Raw genomic sequence first — 18,513 nt, 5'->3', positions numbered from 1 at the left:
AGACATGAAAAAAGCGTGTGAACTCTTTTCATAAGAATACCAATTTTTGTGTGACAAACATACGTGTGTGGCGTATGTGTGATAATGCCATAGATTAACTTAATTCAGTTAACCTGTTAATTCTATAATACTGAATTCCGTTAATAATTGCAAGTAGTTATTATAAAAAAATAAAAAACCCTTATTTCCTTGATATTATAGGTGTTTTTGGTATATTTAACCTAATATACAATTAGAAATGTGGTGATTTATTTGTTTACTAGATTAATTTTAGGCTGCCGCCATTGTGAAGAACAGTTAAAAACAACTAAGGGATATTCATATAATACAAACGGTGATTTGCAATTACCCTTCTCAACTCGCACCGAATTTAAAGAAGATGAATTAACGGAACTGTTCACTAATCATTATCATTGTCCCTTTTGTGGAGAATCATTAGAGATCACGCCTCGAATGATGAAATGCATCACTAATTTATTTCAAAAGAACTTTCATGTTGATATTCAAAATGATTTTATTCAAATAACCAATGGAGAATTGTCGTTTGCAGTTCCTGTTGAAAAAGAAATCAATTCCATTAAAGAATTTTTATCGAAATCTGGTGTTCAATTAGAAAACGCTGAACAATACTTGCCTACCAAAGATGACATTGAATTAATTCAAATTGCTATTCGTGAGTTTGATACTTCAAAATGGTCCTTCCGCATTGAATCAGGAAAAGCCCACGAACCTTTCGTATCAGCAACGGGTCTTTGGTTTAACGGTATTTAGAAAAAGAGAAACCTAAAATGGCTTCTCTTTTTTTGATTATGACCAAATTTGAATAATATTTCCGAAATGTGCATTAATCCTCATAACCATTTTCATAAGATTCAATGTCCTCTAGTAAAGTTTTTGCAAATTCACGAATTGCTTTTTGTTGTTCTTCTGTATAGCCAACATGTGATGTACCATTATCAGCAGAAACCTTTAAATTGTTTTTTGTTAGTTCTAATACCCTTTTATCAGATACCATTTTATTCTCCCTTCTTATTGCGCATTTTGTCTCTACTTCTCATATTCCGTTTGTATTTCGTTCATTTCTTTAATGAAATGCTTTTTGTTTGTATCTTGTTGATGGTCAAAATAAAAGCCTAAAGAGATAAAAACAACAGCCATTAAACTCATAAATAAAATAAATCCCTTTGCTTTTCCCAAAATCCTCAACTCCTTACTTCACATTTTTTCTCTAAATTTAATCCTTCGTTAATTGTCTGATAGAAAAGTATGTCAAAGAACGGAAAAGCAATCAGCCCATTCCTTCTATAAACCTAAAACTTCTTTCATTTCACTTGCTATAAGATAACTCTCACTATCTATTGGAAAATAAGTTTCCCCATTAATCATATTTTGTTTATATGCAATACCTGATTTGATCCAGGAATCTATTAATGCCCTTACACTAGCAATATCTTTTACTTTTTTAAACATAGCAATTACCGTTTGTGTAAATTGAAAATCATTTAATGCAGTTTCCTCAATTGTGTCACAATCTGGTATAACGTTAGATTTTTGAATTTGATATTGGTATGCTTCCTCTATTTCAAAGATTTTTTCTAAAGTAAGGTTAATTTCATTATTTATTAACATTGTCTTAATCTTAACCTTTAACTCTTTTGGTATGTTCAAATCCCATAACACGTTGTATGTATCGACTTCTTGTTCTTTAAGATTAGGATTAAGATTATTACTAAAAGAATTAAGAGAGTTATTAATAGAATTAAAGGAATTATTGGGTTCTATTTCAGAACGCCCCCCCGTTCTATTTGAGAACCCACCCCCGTTCTCATCTGGAACCACAGGGGGTTCTATTTCAGAACCCCCTATATTTTGAACGGAATCAGCGTTGGTTTTCTTTGGTCTACCACCCTTTTTGGCAAATGTTTTAGAGGTTGATGAATAGTCTTTATCATAATCTCTAACTTGTACTAAAGGTTTAACTGATAAGCTATAATTGTTTTGAGGATATTTGTAAACAATGATATTAATAGGTTTAGTACCTTTTATGTTAGAATCCCCGAATTCTTCAATATCAATTAATCCAACGTTCCATAAAGGTTTTAAAATTTTGTTATAGAAGGTGTCTTTTCCAACTCCTAAGTCCTTTATCACCTTCATTAAACTTCTAGGCACTCTAGCTTGTTCCCATTGGTTAACCTCTGAATCTTTGTCGTCCCGTTTGCACCAAGAATACATTTTAAGCCAAGCTAATAACGCCTTATCGCCTATAACATTTATCCATTGATCCATCACAACGAAGTGCAATGTGGGTAGTTCTAATTCTTCTCTCGGTATTGAACCACTTTTAAAGTTCGTTTGCGAACCCTTGTTTTCAGACATAATAAAAACCTCCAGAATTTTTCACGAATTCACCTTCTTACTCTTTGAAAATAGTAATCTGGTCAAACACAAGAAAAATAAAAGAGGTTTAGTTATATGAGTGCTGCTAATGCAACAAACGATATTTTTATATAAATTTTAATAAAATAGTTTCCATTTGGTATGAAACTATGATATTATACATATAACTATTAATATTAATAATTTTTCTTGTGTTCTTTGAACCAGTCGCCAAACTATTATCAAAGAATGCAGAACTGAAATTTTGAGCCTATTGGTAAAGCCGATAGGCTCTTTTCCTTTTTTATATATAAAGTTGTTTGTTAAAAAGTGCTAAATTAGTTATTTAAGATTATACCACAGAACTTGTCGTTTGTGGTAGACTAATTCGGAATTCAGTTATATTTTTTATTCTATTGTTGATTTTTGGCGCTAGAGTAGTATTTCTATCAGTAATTTTGTTATTTGAAATAGCGATATTCAAGGCTTTTGATTGCCCTATGAATACTAACACGCTTTCTGCTCTTGTCATACCCGTATATACTAAATTTCGTGCTAACATGATATAATGTGCTGTGGACATTGGTATAATTACTATCGGTGCTTGTCCGCCTTGTGACTTATGAATGGTAATCGAATAGCCCAATTCAATTTCTTTCCATTCATCTTTTTTATAGGTGACAGTAACACCTTGATAATCACATTGGATAATATCAACTTCAATTTTTTCTTCGTTTTCGTCTAGTGTAGTTGTTTTTCCGATATACGTTATTATGCCAATGTCACCATTAAATACCCCTTTATTTACTCTATTAATCAACTGCATAACTTTATCGCCTTCCCGAAATACCTTTTCACCGTATCTAATCTCGGATTTATTAAAGCTAAAAGGGTTTAGAACTTCTTGTAATCTCTTATTTAATTCAATCGTGCCTATTATTCCTTTTCTCATAGGCGAGAGAACTAAAATATCGGAAAGTGAATATCCTAATTCGATAAAGCGTAAAGCGCTTTTAATTGTCATATCGGCAATATTACTGTTATTTTGTTGATTGATAAAGTACATGTCATCTTTAGAATCATCAATAATAATGCTATTACCTTTATTTACTCTATGTGCGTTTGTGATAATCTGGCTTTCCTTAGCTTGTCTAAAAATCTCTTTTAACCTAACATTAGGAACTCCAGAATCAAGTAAATCTTTTAATACATTCCCCGCATTGACGCTTGGTAATTGGTCTACATCTCCTATGAACAATACTCGTGACCCTTTACTAATTGCTTGTAGCAAAGAATAGGTCATGTGAAGATCCACCATACTCATTTCATCTACAATAAAAAAGTTGTGTGATAGCTGGTTTTCGTGATTATATTCAAATCCATCTTTACTATAACCTAGTAATCTATGATTAGTTAGAGCTTCATGGTTCGTTGTTTCTTGAAGTTTTCGACTAGCTCTGCCGGTAGGGGCTGATAACGATATTAAATCATTCGGAAATAGTTTTCGATAAACAAATATTATTGCTTTAACAACGGTTGTTTTACCAGTTCCAGGATTCCCTGTTAGAACCACGACATTACTTTTGAATGCTTCTTTAATAGCCCTAATCTGGTCTTTTGCTAAGATCATATTATTTTGAAGTTGGTAGGTTTTAATTAATTCGTCAAGTCTCTGTTCGTTAATAGCATGATTTGTTTTATATTTCAGCAAAATATTTACTCTCTCTGCAATCTTGTTTTCATAGATATAAAAATTTTTAGGGTAAACTTTTCCTTCCTCAATGATGATTGTATTATCTTCTAAAGTATATATAGATTGCAAAACGGATTGAGTATCAGCGATTTCTGTTGCATTATGGTTAAGCATTGTAATTGTTTGTTGGATTAAATCAGTTTCAGGAATAAAGCAATGACCGAATTTGAAACACATTTCGGTTAGTACGTAATTGATACACGCCTCGATCCTAAAACCTGAAAGTGGTGAAATACCAATTCTTTGTGCAATTTCATCTACTTTTGGAAAAGAAATCATTTTCATTTCTGTTAGTTTATAGGGATTATTTTTTAAAATAGAAACGGTATTTGAACCATATTCCTGATAGAGTTTAATTGTTAAATCAGGCGAAACCCCTATCACGGTTAACTCAGAAATGATATTTTGAAGTTCATAGGTTTCTTTAACGCTTTTAGCTATGCTTATAGCTTTTTTCTCCCCTATCCCTTTAATCCCCTTTAGACATTTCTCTTGCTCTCTCATAATGGTTTGAACAGCGTTATCACCTAATTTTTCAACAATTTTCTTGGCTTGTACCTTGCCACAACCTTTAACAAATTTAGATGATAAATAAGCTAATGCCTTTTCCTTTGTTTGTGGTATTGGTCTTTCCCATTTTTTTACCTCAAGCTGCTTACCGTATTGATGATGTTCGACCCAATTCCCCTTTAATGTGACTTCTTCGTCTTTTTCCAAACCAAAGATTGTACCTTTAAAAGTAATTTCATTATCATCAGCCTGAAGTGTAGCGATCATATAATCTTCTTTATGAAAAATGATATTCGTTATTACTCCTTTAACAGCGACTAATTCTTCTTGCTCTAATTGTACATTCAATTGTATCTCCCCTCTCTAATTTAAGTTGCAATGTAATAGTCCCTAATTGATTTAAAGAAAGCTTCCATTTCTTCTAATGGTACGTTGTATGGACTAGGAACACCTATTACTTTTGGAACGGATTTAATATCATAATAAATTGAGTTTGGTAACTGATTAAAGTTCCCATCTAATTCAATAATGATGTAACCAGATATGACCGTTTTATTTTTAGGCAGCAAGGACTGGTTGGATCTGACTTCTTTAGTAAGATTGCTTATTTTATCTCTATATTCCTGTTTTAAAGCTGGTTGTAATTCCTTGTCTATCTTTGCGTAAGCGTACCTCATAGTATTTAGTTGTTCTCTAAGCCTTTGCTGATATAGATAAAATCGTACATCTTCATTACTTTCATTAATACTTTGAGAAGAATTACTTAAAGCAGTATGTGTATCTAAGGCATAAATGGAACGGACAACAATTTCTTTTTTTCTACTGAATATATATGCAAGTGTCTTTTGTACGGTTATTTCATGATTGCTCTGAACTTGAACAATGAAGAAAGACATGACATTACCCCCTTACTTTTAATAGCTTGTTTAGATCTAAGTCCTCTACATTTTCCACTACACCTGATATGAATTTAAAACCAATTCCGTTTTTATTTCTTAGCACTCTACTAACGCTGCTTTCATGAACACCAACTTTTTCTGCCAAAGCTCTGTTTGTCAGACTGTGCTTTTTCTTATATGCCTTTAGATACTCAATGTTGATTTTTAATTCCCCTTCATACATGCTTAGTTATCACTCCTTTGTAACTGTATTCCGTTAATACAATCAAAAAAATAACTGTATTCCGTTAATTTTATTATAACACACACTTTCGTCCATGCAAGTTTTTGGAATATAAAAAGGACTATACCAATAGGCATAGTCCTTATAATTAATCAAAATTTATGAAGGTAGAAATTAACTCCAAACATTCTTGAATAGTAGTGTCTGAAGCCTTATCAACTATTTTTAAATTTCTCGATTTCCAATCTAAACTTCTCAATTGGTCTGTTAAAATAACACCATTTACTTTATACCCATCTGGTACCTTTACTTCAAAGGGATAACCTTTTTCTTGGCTTGTGATAGGACAAGCAAAAAGAAATGCTCCTCTGTTAAATAATTTTGGTGATAGAACAATCGCTGGTCTATATCCAGCTTGTTCATGACCTGATTGGGGGGAAAAGTTCAAAAATACTAAGTCCCCTTTATCGGGTACTTGCGCTACCATAGTTCTCTCCCAACAGGTTTACCCCAATCTACTACATCATGCTGGTTTTCGGGGGTTATTTGTGCCATTAGTTCTTCCAATGTTGGCTTTTTCTTAACAGGAGTAATTTTAATAGTTTGATTTTCTACCGTAATATTTATGTCAGATCCTTCAACGATTTTTGTGTTATCAGTTACGACTTTTGGAATTCTAACAGCTAAACTGTTTCCCCACTTTTGAACTTTTGTCGTCACAAATATCTCTCCTTCGTTTCTATTTACCATTATTTTATCACCCTTTGCATCAAAAGTATATACCTAGTATATACACCGAAGTGGAATTTGATACTAAAAGGTTAATAAGGTTAAGAAAGCTATGCTCAATAAAATAAAACATAGCTTTATCCTTTTTAAATTTCAAAGACTTCATTTGCTTCTGTAAAATCTTTTGCTTTAACGATTTTATCAGAAAAACGACTTACCGTATCCTCTCGAACACCTTTACCAATTATTACAGATAAACATTGAAAATCATTTTGTTTCTTGTCTTGATTGAATTTAACAATAAAATCATCACCAAGATTTGCTTCTCCATCTGTAACAAAAACAATATCAGCATTTTTAAAACGACTTTTATTTATTAGTTTTAGCGACTTCTTTAATGGATCGTAGAAATTCGTTCCACCACCTAAAAAATTTTCAGCAAGTACTATTAAGTCGTTAATTTTACTCTTTCCTTTCGGGAATTCCTTAACATAAGCACTATTTGAAAAACTAATTAACGCAAAATCGCGTTTCTGTTTTTTTGCAATTGACATAAGAGCTAGGGCAAAGCCTTTGCTTTGTTCTTCCAAATCCCTCATTGATTGTGATTCATCTAAACAAAGAATAATCGGACCTTTACCTAATGCTTCTTTCCCTTTTTTGTCATACTGCATAGCCTGACCTTCAGAAAACTTTCTCATAAAGTCCATTTTCGCTTGTGGAATAGCCAAATTTACTAATTCGCTAGGTAATAGCCTTTCAATCTCATTACCTAATGCAATTCCGTTTCTTTCAAACGCTTCTTTATGAAGTGATTTCTGTTTAGTACGTGCTATTTGTTTGAACCTTCCAGCCCAATCTGAAATTCCTTTCATTTTCTTAGTTTTTTGTAAGGCTTCTGCAAGAGCAAACTTATCTCGAAGTGGTATTTTTTCCATTTCGGATTCGCCATCACCAGCTGAGATACCACCGATAAGTTGCTTCATGTTATCCTTATCACTTTTAGCTTCCTTTACTGCCTCTTTCATCATTTCTCCAAACTGATTTGAAGCATTATTTAATTGATTGTTCAATTGTTCAGCCAGTCCATTCATTTTTTGTTCTAATAACTCCTGCTGCTTTTTAGTTGGCTGTTTCCCGTTCTTTTCTTTCTCTTGTTTTTTAGAAAGTTCTTTTAAAGCCTCATTTACTGCATTATCGAATTCCTCGTTTTGGTCTCTAGCTTGCTGAATCCATTCTAATACCTTGTTGCTGAAGGAAACAGTTGATAATGCTGATGATAAATTATCTAATTTAGTGACGTCACGATTACTTTCAAATGCTTCATCTTCCATTACTTGTTGCATGTAAGTGTGGTTTGGAAGTAATTCCTTAGAAATCTCGTCCTCAGATAATAGATGTGGTTTCGTTTTATACAAGGAACTCCAAATATCCCCCATTAATTGGGAGTATGCAGGGAAAATCTGTTCACCATTCCCTTTCAGTTCTTGCAATCCTTTTGAAATTTTAAGTAGTTCATTGAACCTTCTTTTATCAAAACCATCTGCATTAATTGTATTATTTTTATATATTTGTTCATGTTTCTTTAAAAACATTGTCATTACCCTCTCTGCTTTGGATTTTAAAAAAGTGACAGCCGAATAGATGACTGTCACTTACTAATTAGATAAATTTAGAAACCTAGCACAGTTTCTTGAATATACTTATCTGTACCATCAATTTTTGACAATAAAGCACCAACAAGTGGATTGCTGGTTTGATTTTGAATGTTTCCTATACCTTCTTTAATGGATATAAGTTTCTTTCTAGTTTCAATTTTTGTATCAGTGTCATCAGTTTCTTTTGCAATTCCTGACAACTCATTTACTTCTTTTTCCCATTGTTGAAGTTGCAAGGTCACTTTATCTTGTGCATTTTCAGTCACTATTTGAACTGTAATATCCTTTTGATCCACAGTTTCCCACAATGCGTTTTTCAGCAGCATTATGTCGTTAATGACTACTTCTTGTCTACCTTCAATATAGGCTTTTGCTCTTAACAAGGATAGGCTTTGCTTAAATCTACGGTCTGAAGGTCTAACACCCTCATTCTGTAAATACCTTCTAATTTCAGCCAATGTAAAATATACTTCGTCTGGAATATTAATCGTATCAGAAACGAATTGAGCTTGTGCTAATTCATCTAATGTGATAGAAGGCGTTTCGATTTCTTGACCGTTACCTTTTAGCATATCAATAAAGTTGTTTTCGTCTTTGATGTAATTAACTTCAAAACGAAGTAAAAAACGGTCAAATAAAGCCTCTAATCCTTCTCCTTCTTCTGGATACTCGTTACTTGAGCCTATGATTGACATTAATGGTGATTTAGAAGGCGTTCCATTGTTATAGAATAGCCTTTCGTTTATCAACGTAAGTAAACTGTTTAAAATCGCTGAATTAGCCTTGAAGATTTCATCTAAAAAAGCGAAATGTGACTCGGGCAGTTTACCTGAAGTATTACGTTTATATACTCCTTGTTCTAGGTCTTTCAAGTTGAGTACACCAAATAATTCTTCTGGTGTAGAGAAACGAGTAAGTAACCATTGGAAATAGTTACTACCAGTAATGATGTTTTGTAATTCGGCTGAAAGCGCCGACTTACCAGTTCCGGCAGAACCGATAAGAAGCACATGTTGACGAGCGACTATTGCTGTCAGCAACGCTTCAATTTCGCCTTCTCTTTCAAAGTATTTATTAGTTAGTGCATTTTTAATTTCCTGGATTTTGTTCATTATATAAGTTCTCCCTTTTGGTTTTTATATTTTTCTATTATGGTTTTAAGTTATCTCGAAATTTTAATAATCAGCGTAGAACGAATTGTAACATTCGCTACATGCTGAATCAGAAACAGGTCTTTGGTTTTTTAATGTGCGTTCAAATGCTTCACGATAAGCATCTATTTCGCTTTCTGCCACGTAAAATTTATTTTCGCAGCCACCCATCTGACAATAGCCAGTAACGACCTTCCATCTTTTATCATCTTTATCAAAAAAGACATCAAAATTTTTCTCAACCTTTTCTCGTTCAGAAGGAACAAGAGCTAATTGATAAGCTTTTATCTTGTTGTCTTTATCAAGTAGTTCTTTTTTAAGTGAATTTATTTCTGAAATACAATTGCTGCATTTTTCATTTAAAGATGGTTTTCGCCCATTGATTGTGTTCTTAATAGCTATAAAATAGGCGTCTATTTCATTATCAGCAACTAACTCAATGATCTGAATATCACAATTGACACAGTAACTAGCCACAACGATCCATTCTTTAATGAAATCATCAAATTCTACTTGATAATTTGTTTTAAATGTTTCTCTTTTTATAGGATCTGAAGCTATTTTGTATGCCTTTTTGTCAATTAACTTCTCTTTTATGTTCTCGATAGCTTCTGAAACTTTATTTAAAATTAACAACATTTCCAATCTCCCTCTCAATTTATCTGGAAGAACTTTATCCCAGTATGAAACAGAAAAAAGAAACCACTTTTAAAAAGTAGTTTCTTTCTGTATTCATACATGAAGATACACGAACTTCATCATTCATTTGATTTTAACCTTAACCTTTTTTCACCTTTGATTTTTAATCTTGCTAATAGAATTAGCAATCTTTCCTAGTATTTATCTGTTTTTTGAATCAGCAACATAGACTTACTTCTAATTGAATTAAGATTTTTACTTAAAACCTCAACATCAAGATTAACCACACTTTGATATGTTTTAAATGTATCAGCAATACGCTTCGCTTCCGCAATAGCTTCTTTAACTTGTGATAGGGGAATTCCTTCTTTATTTAGTACCGAATCACAATGTTTCATCACCGATAGCATATCATCATGTAGCTTTTTATTTACCATGCCTCTATTATCTTTCGTATCGAACAATGGAATTGAGTACGCCTCTGAATTATTTAGTAAATTAACGAGATCATTTAATTTACCTAATTCATTTTCATAAGTACTAGGAATGAAATACACACCACCATTAGGTCTTACTTGAGTTGGTGCTAATGAACCCAATATCTTAGCAATCATGATTCTAAGATTCTGCGAAGCATAGTACGTTGAATACTTCTCAAATCTTTCCTCAGCTTCTCTTGCCAATTGTTCAGCCTGTTCTTGACCCTCTTGTACTTCAACTTTAATTGAACCATCATTTTTATCTAACTTAATGACAGCTGCATTTGAGTTATACTCCAATCGTTTACCTGATTGATCCACAGTTTCTATTACAACATTACGCTGTATCATCTCCGTATCAGAGTATACTTCTCTTGTTAGGAAATTTAAAAACTTTTTAGGATCTGATGAAGGTACTTTCTTTTGCTGAATTTCTCTAGTAGCCCTTCTGAAAGCGTCAGATAGTCGAATTGGATTCGGCAACCAAGCGTGATCAATACTTGACTGGTTAAATTTTTGCTCTAATTCCTCTCTGGTAATTAGATGATTGCCAATCGAGTACCAAAATAGATTTCCGATTGTTCCTTCCTGATTGTCGTTTACGCCAACAATCTCATTTGTTTTCAGTCCTTCTGTAATGTTCATTACAAAATTCCCCTTTCTAAAAGTGTTTTTATATATAAAAAAACCAACCTCCTTTTATAAAAAAAGATAAGATTGGTTTTTAAATATCGCTATATGAACGTATAATATATACGTTTTTTATTTTGTGTAACAGACGTTACGACTTTCTACATCAAATGCGAAAGTGAAAATTTTATGTTGGACTTATCCTAGTTCCTACTAAGGAAGGATTACTCCAACCACTTGAAAAGTGAGAAAAAAACTAATTAATACATATTGATAATAACATAATTCCGTTAATCATTTCAATAGAATAACAAGAATAAAATAATCTCACTAATAAATGTAAACGTAAATGTTTACATTTATTTAAACGTATATTTTTGTGTTTTGTTAAAGGTAAATATATACATTTTATTAATAGGAACATTAAACGCAAAATTAAATTTAAAATTAACATGATTATTATTATTTTTCATAAATGTATAAAATTAATAATAATGAACTGGTTAATTAACAATTTTTGTAATGGGAATTGTATGCATTTACTGTTACGTAAAATGTTGTTTAAATTTAAAATGAAATGTAAACTGTTGCTTAAACAAAAAAACATTAAATTAAATATAATTATCAAGAATAGTTTATGAATCAATAAATGTATGGTTAAATGGAATAGAATACTAAACTAAACGATTTTTTATTTTGAGAGGAGAATACCAAGTGGCAAAAGTAGTAACGTTTGGATTGCAAAAGGGTGGGGTATCAAAGAGTACTTCAGCTGGCGCATTGGCATATTTGTTATCGCAGGACGGATACAAAACGCTTGTAATAGATATGGATAGTCAAGGTAACGTCACAGAATTATTAACGGATCAACCAGCAAATAATTTTATAGGAAAATCAGTTTTCGAGGCAATCGTTTATAAACAGCCTAAAGAATATACATATAAGGTAAACGAAAATTTATATGTTCTACCTTCGAATAATTATTTAGCCTTATTTGCCAAGTGGATCTATACAAAAACACTACCGAATAATGAATTAGTTAAATATGAAGGAAAAGTGTTTGAACAGCTTAATTTAATGATAGATGAAATTCGTAACGATTATGATTACATTCTGATTGATACACCACCATCTTTATCAGAACAAACTACAAATTCACTTTATGCAAGTGACTATGTAGTAGTGTTGTTTGAAGCTTCAAAGTTTTGTTACTCTGCAATCCCGAATTTCATGGAATCAGTTGAAATATCTCAACAAATTAGTCCGAATAAAGTTGAGCCAATAGGTATGTTAAGAACTCTAAATGACAAAAGAAGGTCTGACGCAAAATTCTTCAATGAGAAAATTGCTGAAGATTATCCTGAATTAGTCTTTGAAACAGTAATTACTAGAAAGGCTTCCACTGGTAGATTGCCATTCTTTGGTTTTGAGGATAATGATGAACTATCTGACGCTTTATCACAGTACAGGGAAGTATATAAAGAATTATTAAAAAGAATAGGGGAGTAAGGCATGGCGAAAAAATCAACCAAAGAATTAATGGAAGAAAAGTCTAAAAAATTGAATACTGTAAGTCCAAGTCAAGCACTATTCGGTATGGCAACAGACAGTACAAATAATAGGGAAGAAAAAGGGACTGAACCAAAAGAAGTTGTTGAAAAAGAGGGAAAGTCGGCAGCAACTGAGGAAAGAGAAGAAATAACAAAATCAGTTCCAAATGAAGAAAACGAAAAGTCAGAGAAAAAACATCAAATTTTATCATTTAAGAAACAAAAGATAGAAGATACCCATACCAGAAGTACATTTTTGGTTAGAAATGAATTATTAGCACGTTTTGATAAATTAGCAAAAGGTAAGCATGGATTTAAGACTGAGTTTATCAATTATGCTATTGAAAGTGCACTTAATGAAATAGAGGAAGAAATGAATAGATAGGTATAATAAACAGCATGTTGAAAAGCATGCTGTTTTACAATAAATAATAAATTAATGGCTGGAGGAAGAAATGAAATTACAAGAATTAGAGAAGAAGTACATTGAAGTAATTAATACATATGAAAAAGAACATACTAATTATAAGAAATATAAATTTTGGATGTTGTTTTGTTCAATAGCATTAGCTTTCATTCCAATAATATCCATTCTGATTTTGACCGTTATTGATTATATTTTCCATACAAATTTTTTAAAGGTTTCACCTATACCATACCCTCTTATTTTTGCTTTCGGCCCATTATCAGCTTTATTAATTAATGATAAATTAAGAAGGAAATTAATTCTAAATGAGAAGGAGATCGATAATATTTACGAAAGATACAAACCGGTTTTAAAAGAGCACGTTAATATTAATTCAATAGACCTTATAATAGAAATGATTGATGGAGAGTTAAGTAAAAAAACCAAAAATTACTTTGCCAATCTTGTAATAGCAGGTACATTGTCGTTGGCAATCTGGCAAACTCTTATAAGCAAGGCTTTCGAGGAGGATCTTCCAATACTTCATATTGGTATTGTATTTTTATTGGCTGCGTTATTACTTACATTTTTTATTAAAGGTGCTATTGATTTAATTAAAACATTTGTATTTAGGATTGTGAATTCTAGGTATGATTCCCTTGAATGGATAGCTTATTTTCTTAGGGAATATAGATTAGAAATCTCACAATAGGAATTAGTTTCAAATTTAATTAACAATCTAGTACATTAACAAAGTTAATAGTCTATAATATAAATAGATGTTTTTATATAAAAGGGGGTGTATCTATGCATTTTCATAGTAAGCAACATGAAACCAATTTTAAACATTTAATAGCAATGGTATTTCCTCATGCTAATAAAGATGTAGAGTATAAAGCTATGTGTTATATCCAATCACTACCCGAGATTTATAGACGTTGTAATGATGACCCTATGCTACATGAATTTCCTTTTTTATGGACTACAAACTATGTAAATACATCACGCGAAGAATATGACGATGATACCAATGAGAAATATTATCTTGTTGACTTCGAGGTTGAAAAAGATTCAGAAGGAAAAGAGGTAAACAGCGAGCGTTATAATGATTTATCTCACGGCTATAAGATTATGGTAGAGTTTGGGGCAAACTTATTTAATTCCAGCAATGACGAATTTAATCTTACAGAAGCCTTTGGGACTTGGGACAGTGAGATGATAAAAGTTTTCTACCAGGCATTGGAAATCAGGTTTTCTTCTAAAAATCTCAGTATAAATATATAGAAATCCTCCCAGCTGCTAAAACAGGTAGGGGATTTTAGTTAGTCCAGGGGCGATTTGTAGGAATAAATGTTTCGGCTTTATTTCCTGTAAGATACTCATTCATAAGTTGCTTAGTCATTTCTTTTAGTTCATCAGAAGTATATTCGATTACCTTACCATTTATAGTATATTTCTTACTATTTAAGCGTCTAACATCAATGTGATTTTTGGAATAGAGTTCTGATTTTAACTTGTAAAAATCCTGTTCCATTCGCTTAATGATTGATTCAACCAAATCAAGATAAAGGTTTCCAAGACTAAACTTTTTTAATTCCTGAAGATCTTGCTTGAAAACCTGTATAGCCATAGGATAGGTAATGTATCGTTCGACATCATTCATTTTTGTTCAGCTTCTCTCAATATATTTATAATTAGGCACAAAGGAAAAGTTTAACCTAGCCTAAATTAGGAAGGATTTTTGATGTACCATTTACATATAATATTTCTTTTGATTAATGAATAAAAGGTGCGCTGAAAAGTAGTGTCAGGGATATTCCGAATGCAAGGTGTTTTAAGGTATAAGAATTATTTAGGTTGTTCATTATGAGTGAATTTATAGCTAAGTAAAAAAAGCCTCCGGCAAATAGAGCATATATGAAGGAGAAACTTGGTAATGAAATAATATCCCCTATGAATATTATACCTATAGATGCACCCAAAAAAGTGGATAAGAACAAGCAGACAAAAGGTAGAAATAAATGTTTTGAAAGTAAAACAAGTATAAACCCGTCAGTAATTTTGTGAATGAAAATCCCTATCAGAAGTACGACACCAGTGTATGAATCAATATGAAATGAACTAATTAAAATTAGACTTTCTATAAATGAGTGAAATAATATTCCACACATTATTAATTTTTCATTTGTTTTTTTCGATTTATTGAAATGCTTTCTAGTAACAATATAGTAGGTAATCAAGAAACCAAATAAAATAAAATATGGACTAATAGAATTTAAGTGGATAGCTTCAGGAATTAAATGTGTTATTGCTAAGGTAATCATAATTCCACTAATAAAGGGAATAGTTGAACTAGTATTCCAACTATTATTTTTATAGAATATTATTCCCCCTACAACATATGCCAAGATTGAAAATGATAAATACACGCCTATTAGTATGAACATTTGTTTTACTCCTTTAAATATTTTTTTCAAACTCACTGATAAATTTCCAAAATCCAGGGGTGTGAGCTTCGTCTATAAAATTACTTACCTTTTCCATTATTTTCATTTTAATTTCTTGTTCTAAATCATCTCTTTCTTGTGGATTCGTGTTGTGAATACTCTTCTTTATTTTCTTATCGAATTCCTTCAATACCTTCTCTAGGTCCTCAAATTTATTAATATCAGGTGTATTTTTTTTCTCATCACAACACATCGTTACCCTCCTGTCTTTGTTAAACAATCTCAGATTTTAGTTTTTCTAAAGTTCTTCGATGGATTTTTGATATGTTTTGTGGCGTTTCTTTAAACAATTCAGCAACTTGTTTATTGTTAAGGTCTTGGATATAAATTAATTCTAAGATGGATTTCTGTTTTTTGTTTAGTTTATTTATAGCTGAATACAGCTTTGGATTTTCAATGTGGTCTTGTAGATGTTCTATATTTTTGAAGAATCTCGAAGGTTTATCAGGTATTGAGTCTAATATTTGAGATTTAGGAGTATCCAGAACTAAAAGAAAGCGATTATGATTCTTTCTAATCCTTTTATCATAGTCAATAGAATAGAAGTAAATTAGATTACTAATATATTTTACAATTCGTGCCTTTCTATAAAACTCTTGGAATCTTATGTCTAATAATTCTCTGTTTTGTTTACTTGGATTATTAATAGGGGTAGTGTCAGGAAAATGCGGATTTACAACGCTAAGCACATTTTCCCGACGCTCCCTTCTTTATGGGCTATGAAATTTTTATTTTTTCATTTTTCGATATAGTGTCATTCTAGAGACACCAGCTTTTTCTGCAGCTTCTGTAAGTGTTATCCCTTGTTCAACAAGATAAAATGCGTAATTTAATTTTTCTTTATCTATTGGAGGTCTTCCCGGAAATTTACCACGTTTTTTTGCTGCCATAATTTTTTTGCTGCCATAATACCTTCCTTTGTCCGTTCGGAGGTTAGGTCTCGCTCAAATTGAGCAATTCCTGCAAAGACAGTAAATAGCATTTTCCCATGCGCTGTTGTTGTATCGAGCCAAGATTCTTTTAAACTTTTCAAATTCGCTCCTTTGTTAGAAATCAATTCTGCAATCTCAATCAAGTCTTTTGTTGAACGAGAAAGTCGGGTAAGATCTGTAACTACTACGGTATCTCCTGTACGAAGAAATTCTAACATTCGGTTTAGTTCTGGCCGGTTCCGTTTAACGCCAGTGATTTTTTCATAAAATATTTGCTCGCAGCCGAAGTCTTTTAATTCTTGTTCCTGACGATCTAAGTTTTGATCCATAGTGGACACTCTCATGTATCCAAACTTCATCTAATTTCACATCCTTTTTTATTTCATTGTATCAAAAACGCAATTTGATTAATAAAGTTACAGATTGATTTTGTTACACATTTTTGTTACAACTAGATTGCTATTTTCTGATCTCTAATATTGCACAATTGTTCTTGTCACAAAAACGACCATTTTTGTGACAATGATTAAATAATATTCAGTTAGGGTATTACCATATTTTATAAGTATCTGCTTTGAATTAGCGACGGGTTAGTTCCACTAAAATATTGAGTTGTACTTTAGAAAAAAGATTGATTAAAATACTCCCTTTAGTCCTTATTTAACAGCAAATACAATTGGATCGCTGTAAACAATAATAAAATAAGCCATTAGTTACATACTGAATTAAAAGTTGTATTTTTAATATCATCAAAAACCCTTTGAATAAGGGTACTTAATAATTATAAATAGATAGTGAAATTTTTCTATTTCATAAAAAATAAAGCTAAAATACTAATATTACCGTCTAATATATAGAAGGTAATAATTCAAGGAGGTGTAATTTTTGAAGGCTCTTATTAAAAAAGCACAGAATAGTGATGAAAAAGCATTTACTAAAATATTCGAAAAATATGAATCGGATTTATATAAAGTTGCATATGTGTATGTTGGCAATCAAGATGCTGCTTTAGATGTACTTCAAGAAACCGCATATCGTTCATTTAAGTCAATTAAAAATCTAAAGGAAAATCAGTATTTAAAAACTTGGTTAATAAAAATTGCGATAAATTGTTCACTAGATTTTATTCGTGCTCAGAAAAAAAATCAGATAATTGATAAAGATATTGATATAGAAAATATGGCTCTGGTAAGCGAGGACACAGAAGATTTTACTGACAACATAGTTCGGAAAATTACTTTAGACGATCTAATCCATCAGTTAGAACCTATTGAAAAAACAGTGATTATTTTAAGATTCTATAATGACTTAACAATAAAGCAAGTATCGGAGATATTAGAAATGCCTCTAGGAACTGTCAAAACTACATTATATAGAGCTTTAAAGAAATTACGAAATGATATAATGGAGGGATAAAGAATGAATAAGGTTAAACAAGAATTAGATAAAATCACCATTCCCGAAGACATAAAACGTAAAAGAGAAATAGGGATAAATCTTGCGAAATCAGAAATGCCTCGTAAAAAAAGAAATATCTATCCTGTATTTGCAATAGCGATTCCAGTTTTTCTAATATTTTTAAGTATGCTATATTTTAATAACGATAATCCGCCAAGCAATCCAAATTTAAGAACTATAGAGTCTGATTACGTTATTGATATTAATGATCCTAAAGCTGTTGTTGAATTTGCAGATAATGTATTTATCGGGACTGTAAAAAGAACAGCAGAGACGATTAAAAATAACTATCCTGAAACAAAATATGAGATAAATGAGATAGTGAACATTAAGGGGAATTTAAGTGAATCTGAAGTTATTAATCAAATTGGCGGATACGAGGGAAATGACTTATTTCTAATGGAAGGTGATGAACTTCTTAAAGAAAATAGTACTTACTTATTCGCTACTATAAATGGTGAAGATAATAATACAAAGACCATTATTCCAGTTGGTGGAAGTATTGTTATTAACGGGGAAAAAGAGAGAGAGGAAATTAAAGAAAAGTACTTAAATATTTATGAAGCTAAGTAACCAAAGAGATCATGATCTCTTTGGTTACTTATTTTTT

The 18,513-nt window shown here is 31.5% G+C and carries 23 protein-coding genes and 1 pseudogene; 7 read left to right on the top strand and 17 right to left on the bottom strand.

Annotated features, from left to right (window positions below):
• Nucleotides 1-252 precede the first annotated feature (252 nt).
• The gene (locus JF53_RS12285; RefSeq protein ID WP_053351202.1) at nucleotides 253-771 is read left to right on the top strand and encodes a hypothetical protein; all 519 of its coding nucleotides are present in this window, start codon (nucleotides 253-255) and stop codon (nucleotides 769-771) included.
• A gap of 73 nt (nucleotides 772-844) precedes the next feature.
• Here JF53_RS12285 and JF53_RS17525 read toward each other — a convergent pair whose 3' ends face one another.
• From JF53_RS17525 to JF53_RS12235, 12 genes are all read right to left on the bottom strand, one after another.
• Nucleotides 845-1,015, bottom strand: coding sequence for a Rossmann-fold NAD(P)-binding domain-containing protein (locus JF53_RS17525; RefSeq protein WP_157052514.1), 171 nt, complete (start codon nucleotides 1,013-1,015; stop codon nucleotides 845-847).
• 32 nt (nucleotides 1,016-1,047) lie between these two features.
• Nucleotides 1,048-1,197, bottom strand: coding sequence for a hypothetical protein (locus tag JF53_RS17520; RefSeq protein ID WP_157052513.1), 150 nt, complete (start codon nucleotides 1,195-1,197; stop codon nucleotides 1,048-1,050).
• A 105-nt stretch (nucleotides 1,198-1,302) separates the two neighbouring features.
• On the bottom strand, nucleotides 1,303-2,379 hold the full coding sequence (locus tag JF53_RS12280; RefSeq protein ID WP_053071943.1) for a hypothetical protein: 1,077 nt from the start codon (nucleotides 2,377-2,379) through the stop codon (nucleotides 1,303-1,305).
• A gap of 352 nt (nucleotides 2,380-2,731) precedes the next feature.
• Nucleotides 2,732-4,990, bottom strand: a complete 2,259-nt coding sequence (recD2, locus tag JF53_RS12275; RefSeq protein WP_053071945.1) for an SF1B family DNA helicase RecD2 — start codon at nucleotides 4,988-4,990, stop codon at nucleotides 2,732-2,734.
• A gap of 20 nt (nucleotides 4,991-5,010) precedes the next feature.
• Nucleotides 5,011-5,538 carry a hypothetical protein gene (locus JF53_RS12270; protein ID WP_047981727.1) on the bottom strand — a complete coding sequence of 176 codons (528 nt, stop codon included), beginning with the start codon at nucleotides 5,536-5,538 and terminating at the stop codon, nucleotides 5,011-5,013.
• Nucleotides 5,539-5,542: 4 nt separating this feature from the next.
• The gene (locus JF53_RS12265; protein ID WP_047981728.1) at nucleotides 5,543-5,764 is read right to left on the bottom strand and encodes a helix-turn-helix domain-containing protein; all 222 of its coding nucleotides are present in this window, start codon (nucleotides 5,762-5,764) and stop codon (nucleotides 5,543-5,545) included.
• A 148-nt stretch (nucleotides 5,765-5,912) separates the two neighbouring features.
• On the bottom strand, nucleotides 5,913-6,251 hold the full coding sequence (locus JF53_RS12260; RefSeq protein ID WP_047981729.1) for a type II toxin-antitoxin system PemK/MazF family toxin: 339 nt from the start codon (nucleotides 6,249-6,251) through the stop codon (nucleotides 5,913-5,915).
• Nucleotides 6,245-6,514 (bottom strand): AbrB/MazE/SpoVT family DNA-binding domain-containing protein, encoded by a 270-nt coding sequence (locus JF53_RS12255; protein WP_157052512.1) that lies wholly within the window; start codon nucleotides 6,512-6,514, stop codon nucleotides 6,245-6,247. The genes JF53_RS12260 and JF53_RS12255 overlap by 7 nt, the downstream gene beginning before the upstream one ends.
• 125 nt (nucleotides 6,515-6,639) lie before the next feature.
• Nucleotides 6,640-8,088 carry a vWA domain-containing protein gene (locus tag JF53_RS12250; protein WP_047981731.1) on the bottom strand — a complete coding sequence of 483 codons (1,449 nt, stop codon included), beginning with the start codon at nucleotides 8,086-8,088 and terminating at the stop codon, nucleotides 6,640-6,642.
• Between the two features lie 77 nt (nucleotides 8,089-8,165).
• Nucleotides 8,166-9,263, bottom strand: coding sequence for an AAA family ATPase (locus JF53_RS12245; RefSeq protein ID WP_047981732.1), 1,098 nt, complete (start codon nucleotides 9,261-9,263; stop codon nucleotides 8,166-8,168).
• A gap of 63 nt (nucleotides 9,264-9,326) precedes the next feature.
• Nucleotides 9,327-9,941 (bottom strand): hypothetical protein, encoded by a 615-nt coding sequence (locus JF53_RS12240; protein WP_047981733.1) that lies wholly within the window; start codon nucleotides 9,939-9,941, stop codon nucleotides 9,327-9,329.
• 194 nt (nucleotides 9,942-10,135) lie between these two features.
• Nucleotides 10,136-11,065, bottom strand: a complete 930-nt coding sequence (locus tag JF53_RS12235) for a DUF6744 family protein (protein ID WP_047981734.1) — start codon at nucleotides 11,063-11,065, stop codon at nucleotides 10,136-10,138.
• 699 nt (nucleotides 11,066-11,764) lie between these two features.
• Between JF53_RS12235 and JF53_RS12230 the strand changes: the two genes are divergently transcribed.
• From JF53_RS12230 to JF53_RS12215, 4 genes are all read left to right on the top strand, one after another.
• Nucleotides 11,765-12,559 (top strand): ParA family protein, encoded by a 795-nt coding sequence (locus JF53_RS12230; RefSeq protein WP_047981735.1) that lies wholly within the window; start codon nucleotides 11,765-11,767, stop codon nucleotides 12,557-12,559.
• Nucleotides 12,560-12,562: 3 nt separating this feature from the next.
• Nucleotides 12,563-12,985, top strand: a complete 423-nt coding sequence (locus JF53_RS12225) for a hypothetical protein (RefSeq protein WP_047981736.1) — start codon at nucleotides 12,563-12,565, stop codon at nucleotides 12,983-12,985.
• Between the two features lie 70 nt (nucleotides 12,986-13,055).
• Nucleotides 13,056-13,718 carry a hypothetical protein gene (locus JF53_RS12220; protein WP_047981737.1) on the top strand — a complete coding sequence of 221 codons (663 nt, stop codon included), beginning with the start codon at nucleotides 13,056-13,058 and terminating at the stop codon, nucleotides 13,716-13,718.
• A gap of 95 nt (nucleotides 13,719-13,813) precedes the next feature.
• Nucleotides 13,814-14,290: a hypothetical protein gene (locus tag JF53_RS12215; RefSeq protein WP_047981738.1), complete on the top strand. Its 477-nt coding sequence runs from the start codon at nucleotides 13,814-13,816 to the stop codon at nucleotides 14,288-14,290.
• A 34-nt stretch (nucleotides 14,291-14,324) separates the two neighbouring features.
• Here the strand turns inward: JF53_RS12215 and JF53_RS12210 are convergent, their stop codons facing one another.
• The 5 genes and pseudogenes from JF53_RS12210 to JF53_RS12190 form a co-directional block, all read right to left on the bottom strand.
• Nucleotides 14,325-14,669, bottom strand: coding sequence for a hypothetical protein (locus JF53_RS12210; RefSeq protein WP_047981739.1), 345 nt, complete (start codon nucleotides 14,667-14,669; stop codon nucleotides 14,325-14,327).
• Nucleotides 14,670-14,781: 112 nt separating this feature from the next.
• Entirely contained in the window at nucleotides 14,782-15,453 is a 672-nt protein-coding gene (locus tag JF53_RS12205) for a ZIP family metal transporter (protein ID WP_047981740.1), read from the bottom strand.
• 13 nt (nucleotides 15,454-15,466) lie between these two features.
• The gene (locus JF53_RS12200) at nucleotides 15,467-15,706 is read right to left on the bottom strand and encodes a helix-turn-helix domain-containing protein (protein ID WP_047981741.1); all 240 of its coding nucleotides are present in this window, start codon (nucleotides 15,704-15,706) and stop codon (nucleotides 15,467-15,469) included.
• A gap of 19 nt (nucleotides 15,707-15,725) precedes the next feature.
• The gene (locus JF53_RS12195; RefSeq protein WP_053071947.1) at nucleotides 15,726-16,202 is read right to left on the bottom strand and encodes a sigma-70 family RNA polymerase sigma factor; all 477 of its coding nucleotides are present in this window, start codon (nucleotides 16,200-16,202) and stop codon (nucleotides 15,726-15,728) included.
• 39 nt (nucleotides 16,203-16,241) lie between these two features.
• Nucleotides 16,242-16,804, bottom strand: a pseudogene (locus tag JF53_RS12190) (recombinase family protein).
• 526 nt (nucleotides 16,805-17,330) lie between these two features.
• Between JF53_RS12190 and JF53_RS12185 the strand changes: the two are divergent.
• Nucleotides 17,331-17,861 (top strand): sigma-70 family RNA polymerase sigma factor, encoded by a 531-nt coding sequence (locus JF53_RS12185; protein ID WP_047982124.1) that lies wholly within the window; start codon nucleotides 17,331-17,333, stop codon nucleotides 17,859-17,861.
• Nucleotides 17,862-17,864: 3 nt separating this feature from the next.
• The gene (locus tag JF53_RS12180; protein WP_047982125.1) at nucleotides 17,865-18,476 is read left to right on the top strand and encodes a hypothetical protein; all 612 of its coding nucleotides are present in this window, start codon (nucleotides 17,865-17,867) and stop codon (nucleotides 18,474-18,476) included.
• The last annotated feature ends 37 nt before the right edge of the window (nucleotides 18,477-18,513 follow it).

The organism is Ornithinibacillus contaminans, assembly GCF_001038425.2.
Lineage (GTDB): Bacteria > Bacillota > Bacilli > Bacillales > Amphibacillaceae > Ornithinibacillus > Ornithinibacillus contaminans.
Note: the sequence above shows the minus strand (reverse complement) of the source record. Positions and strands in the feature narration are given on the sequence as shown.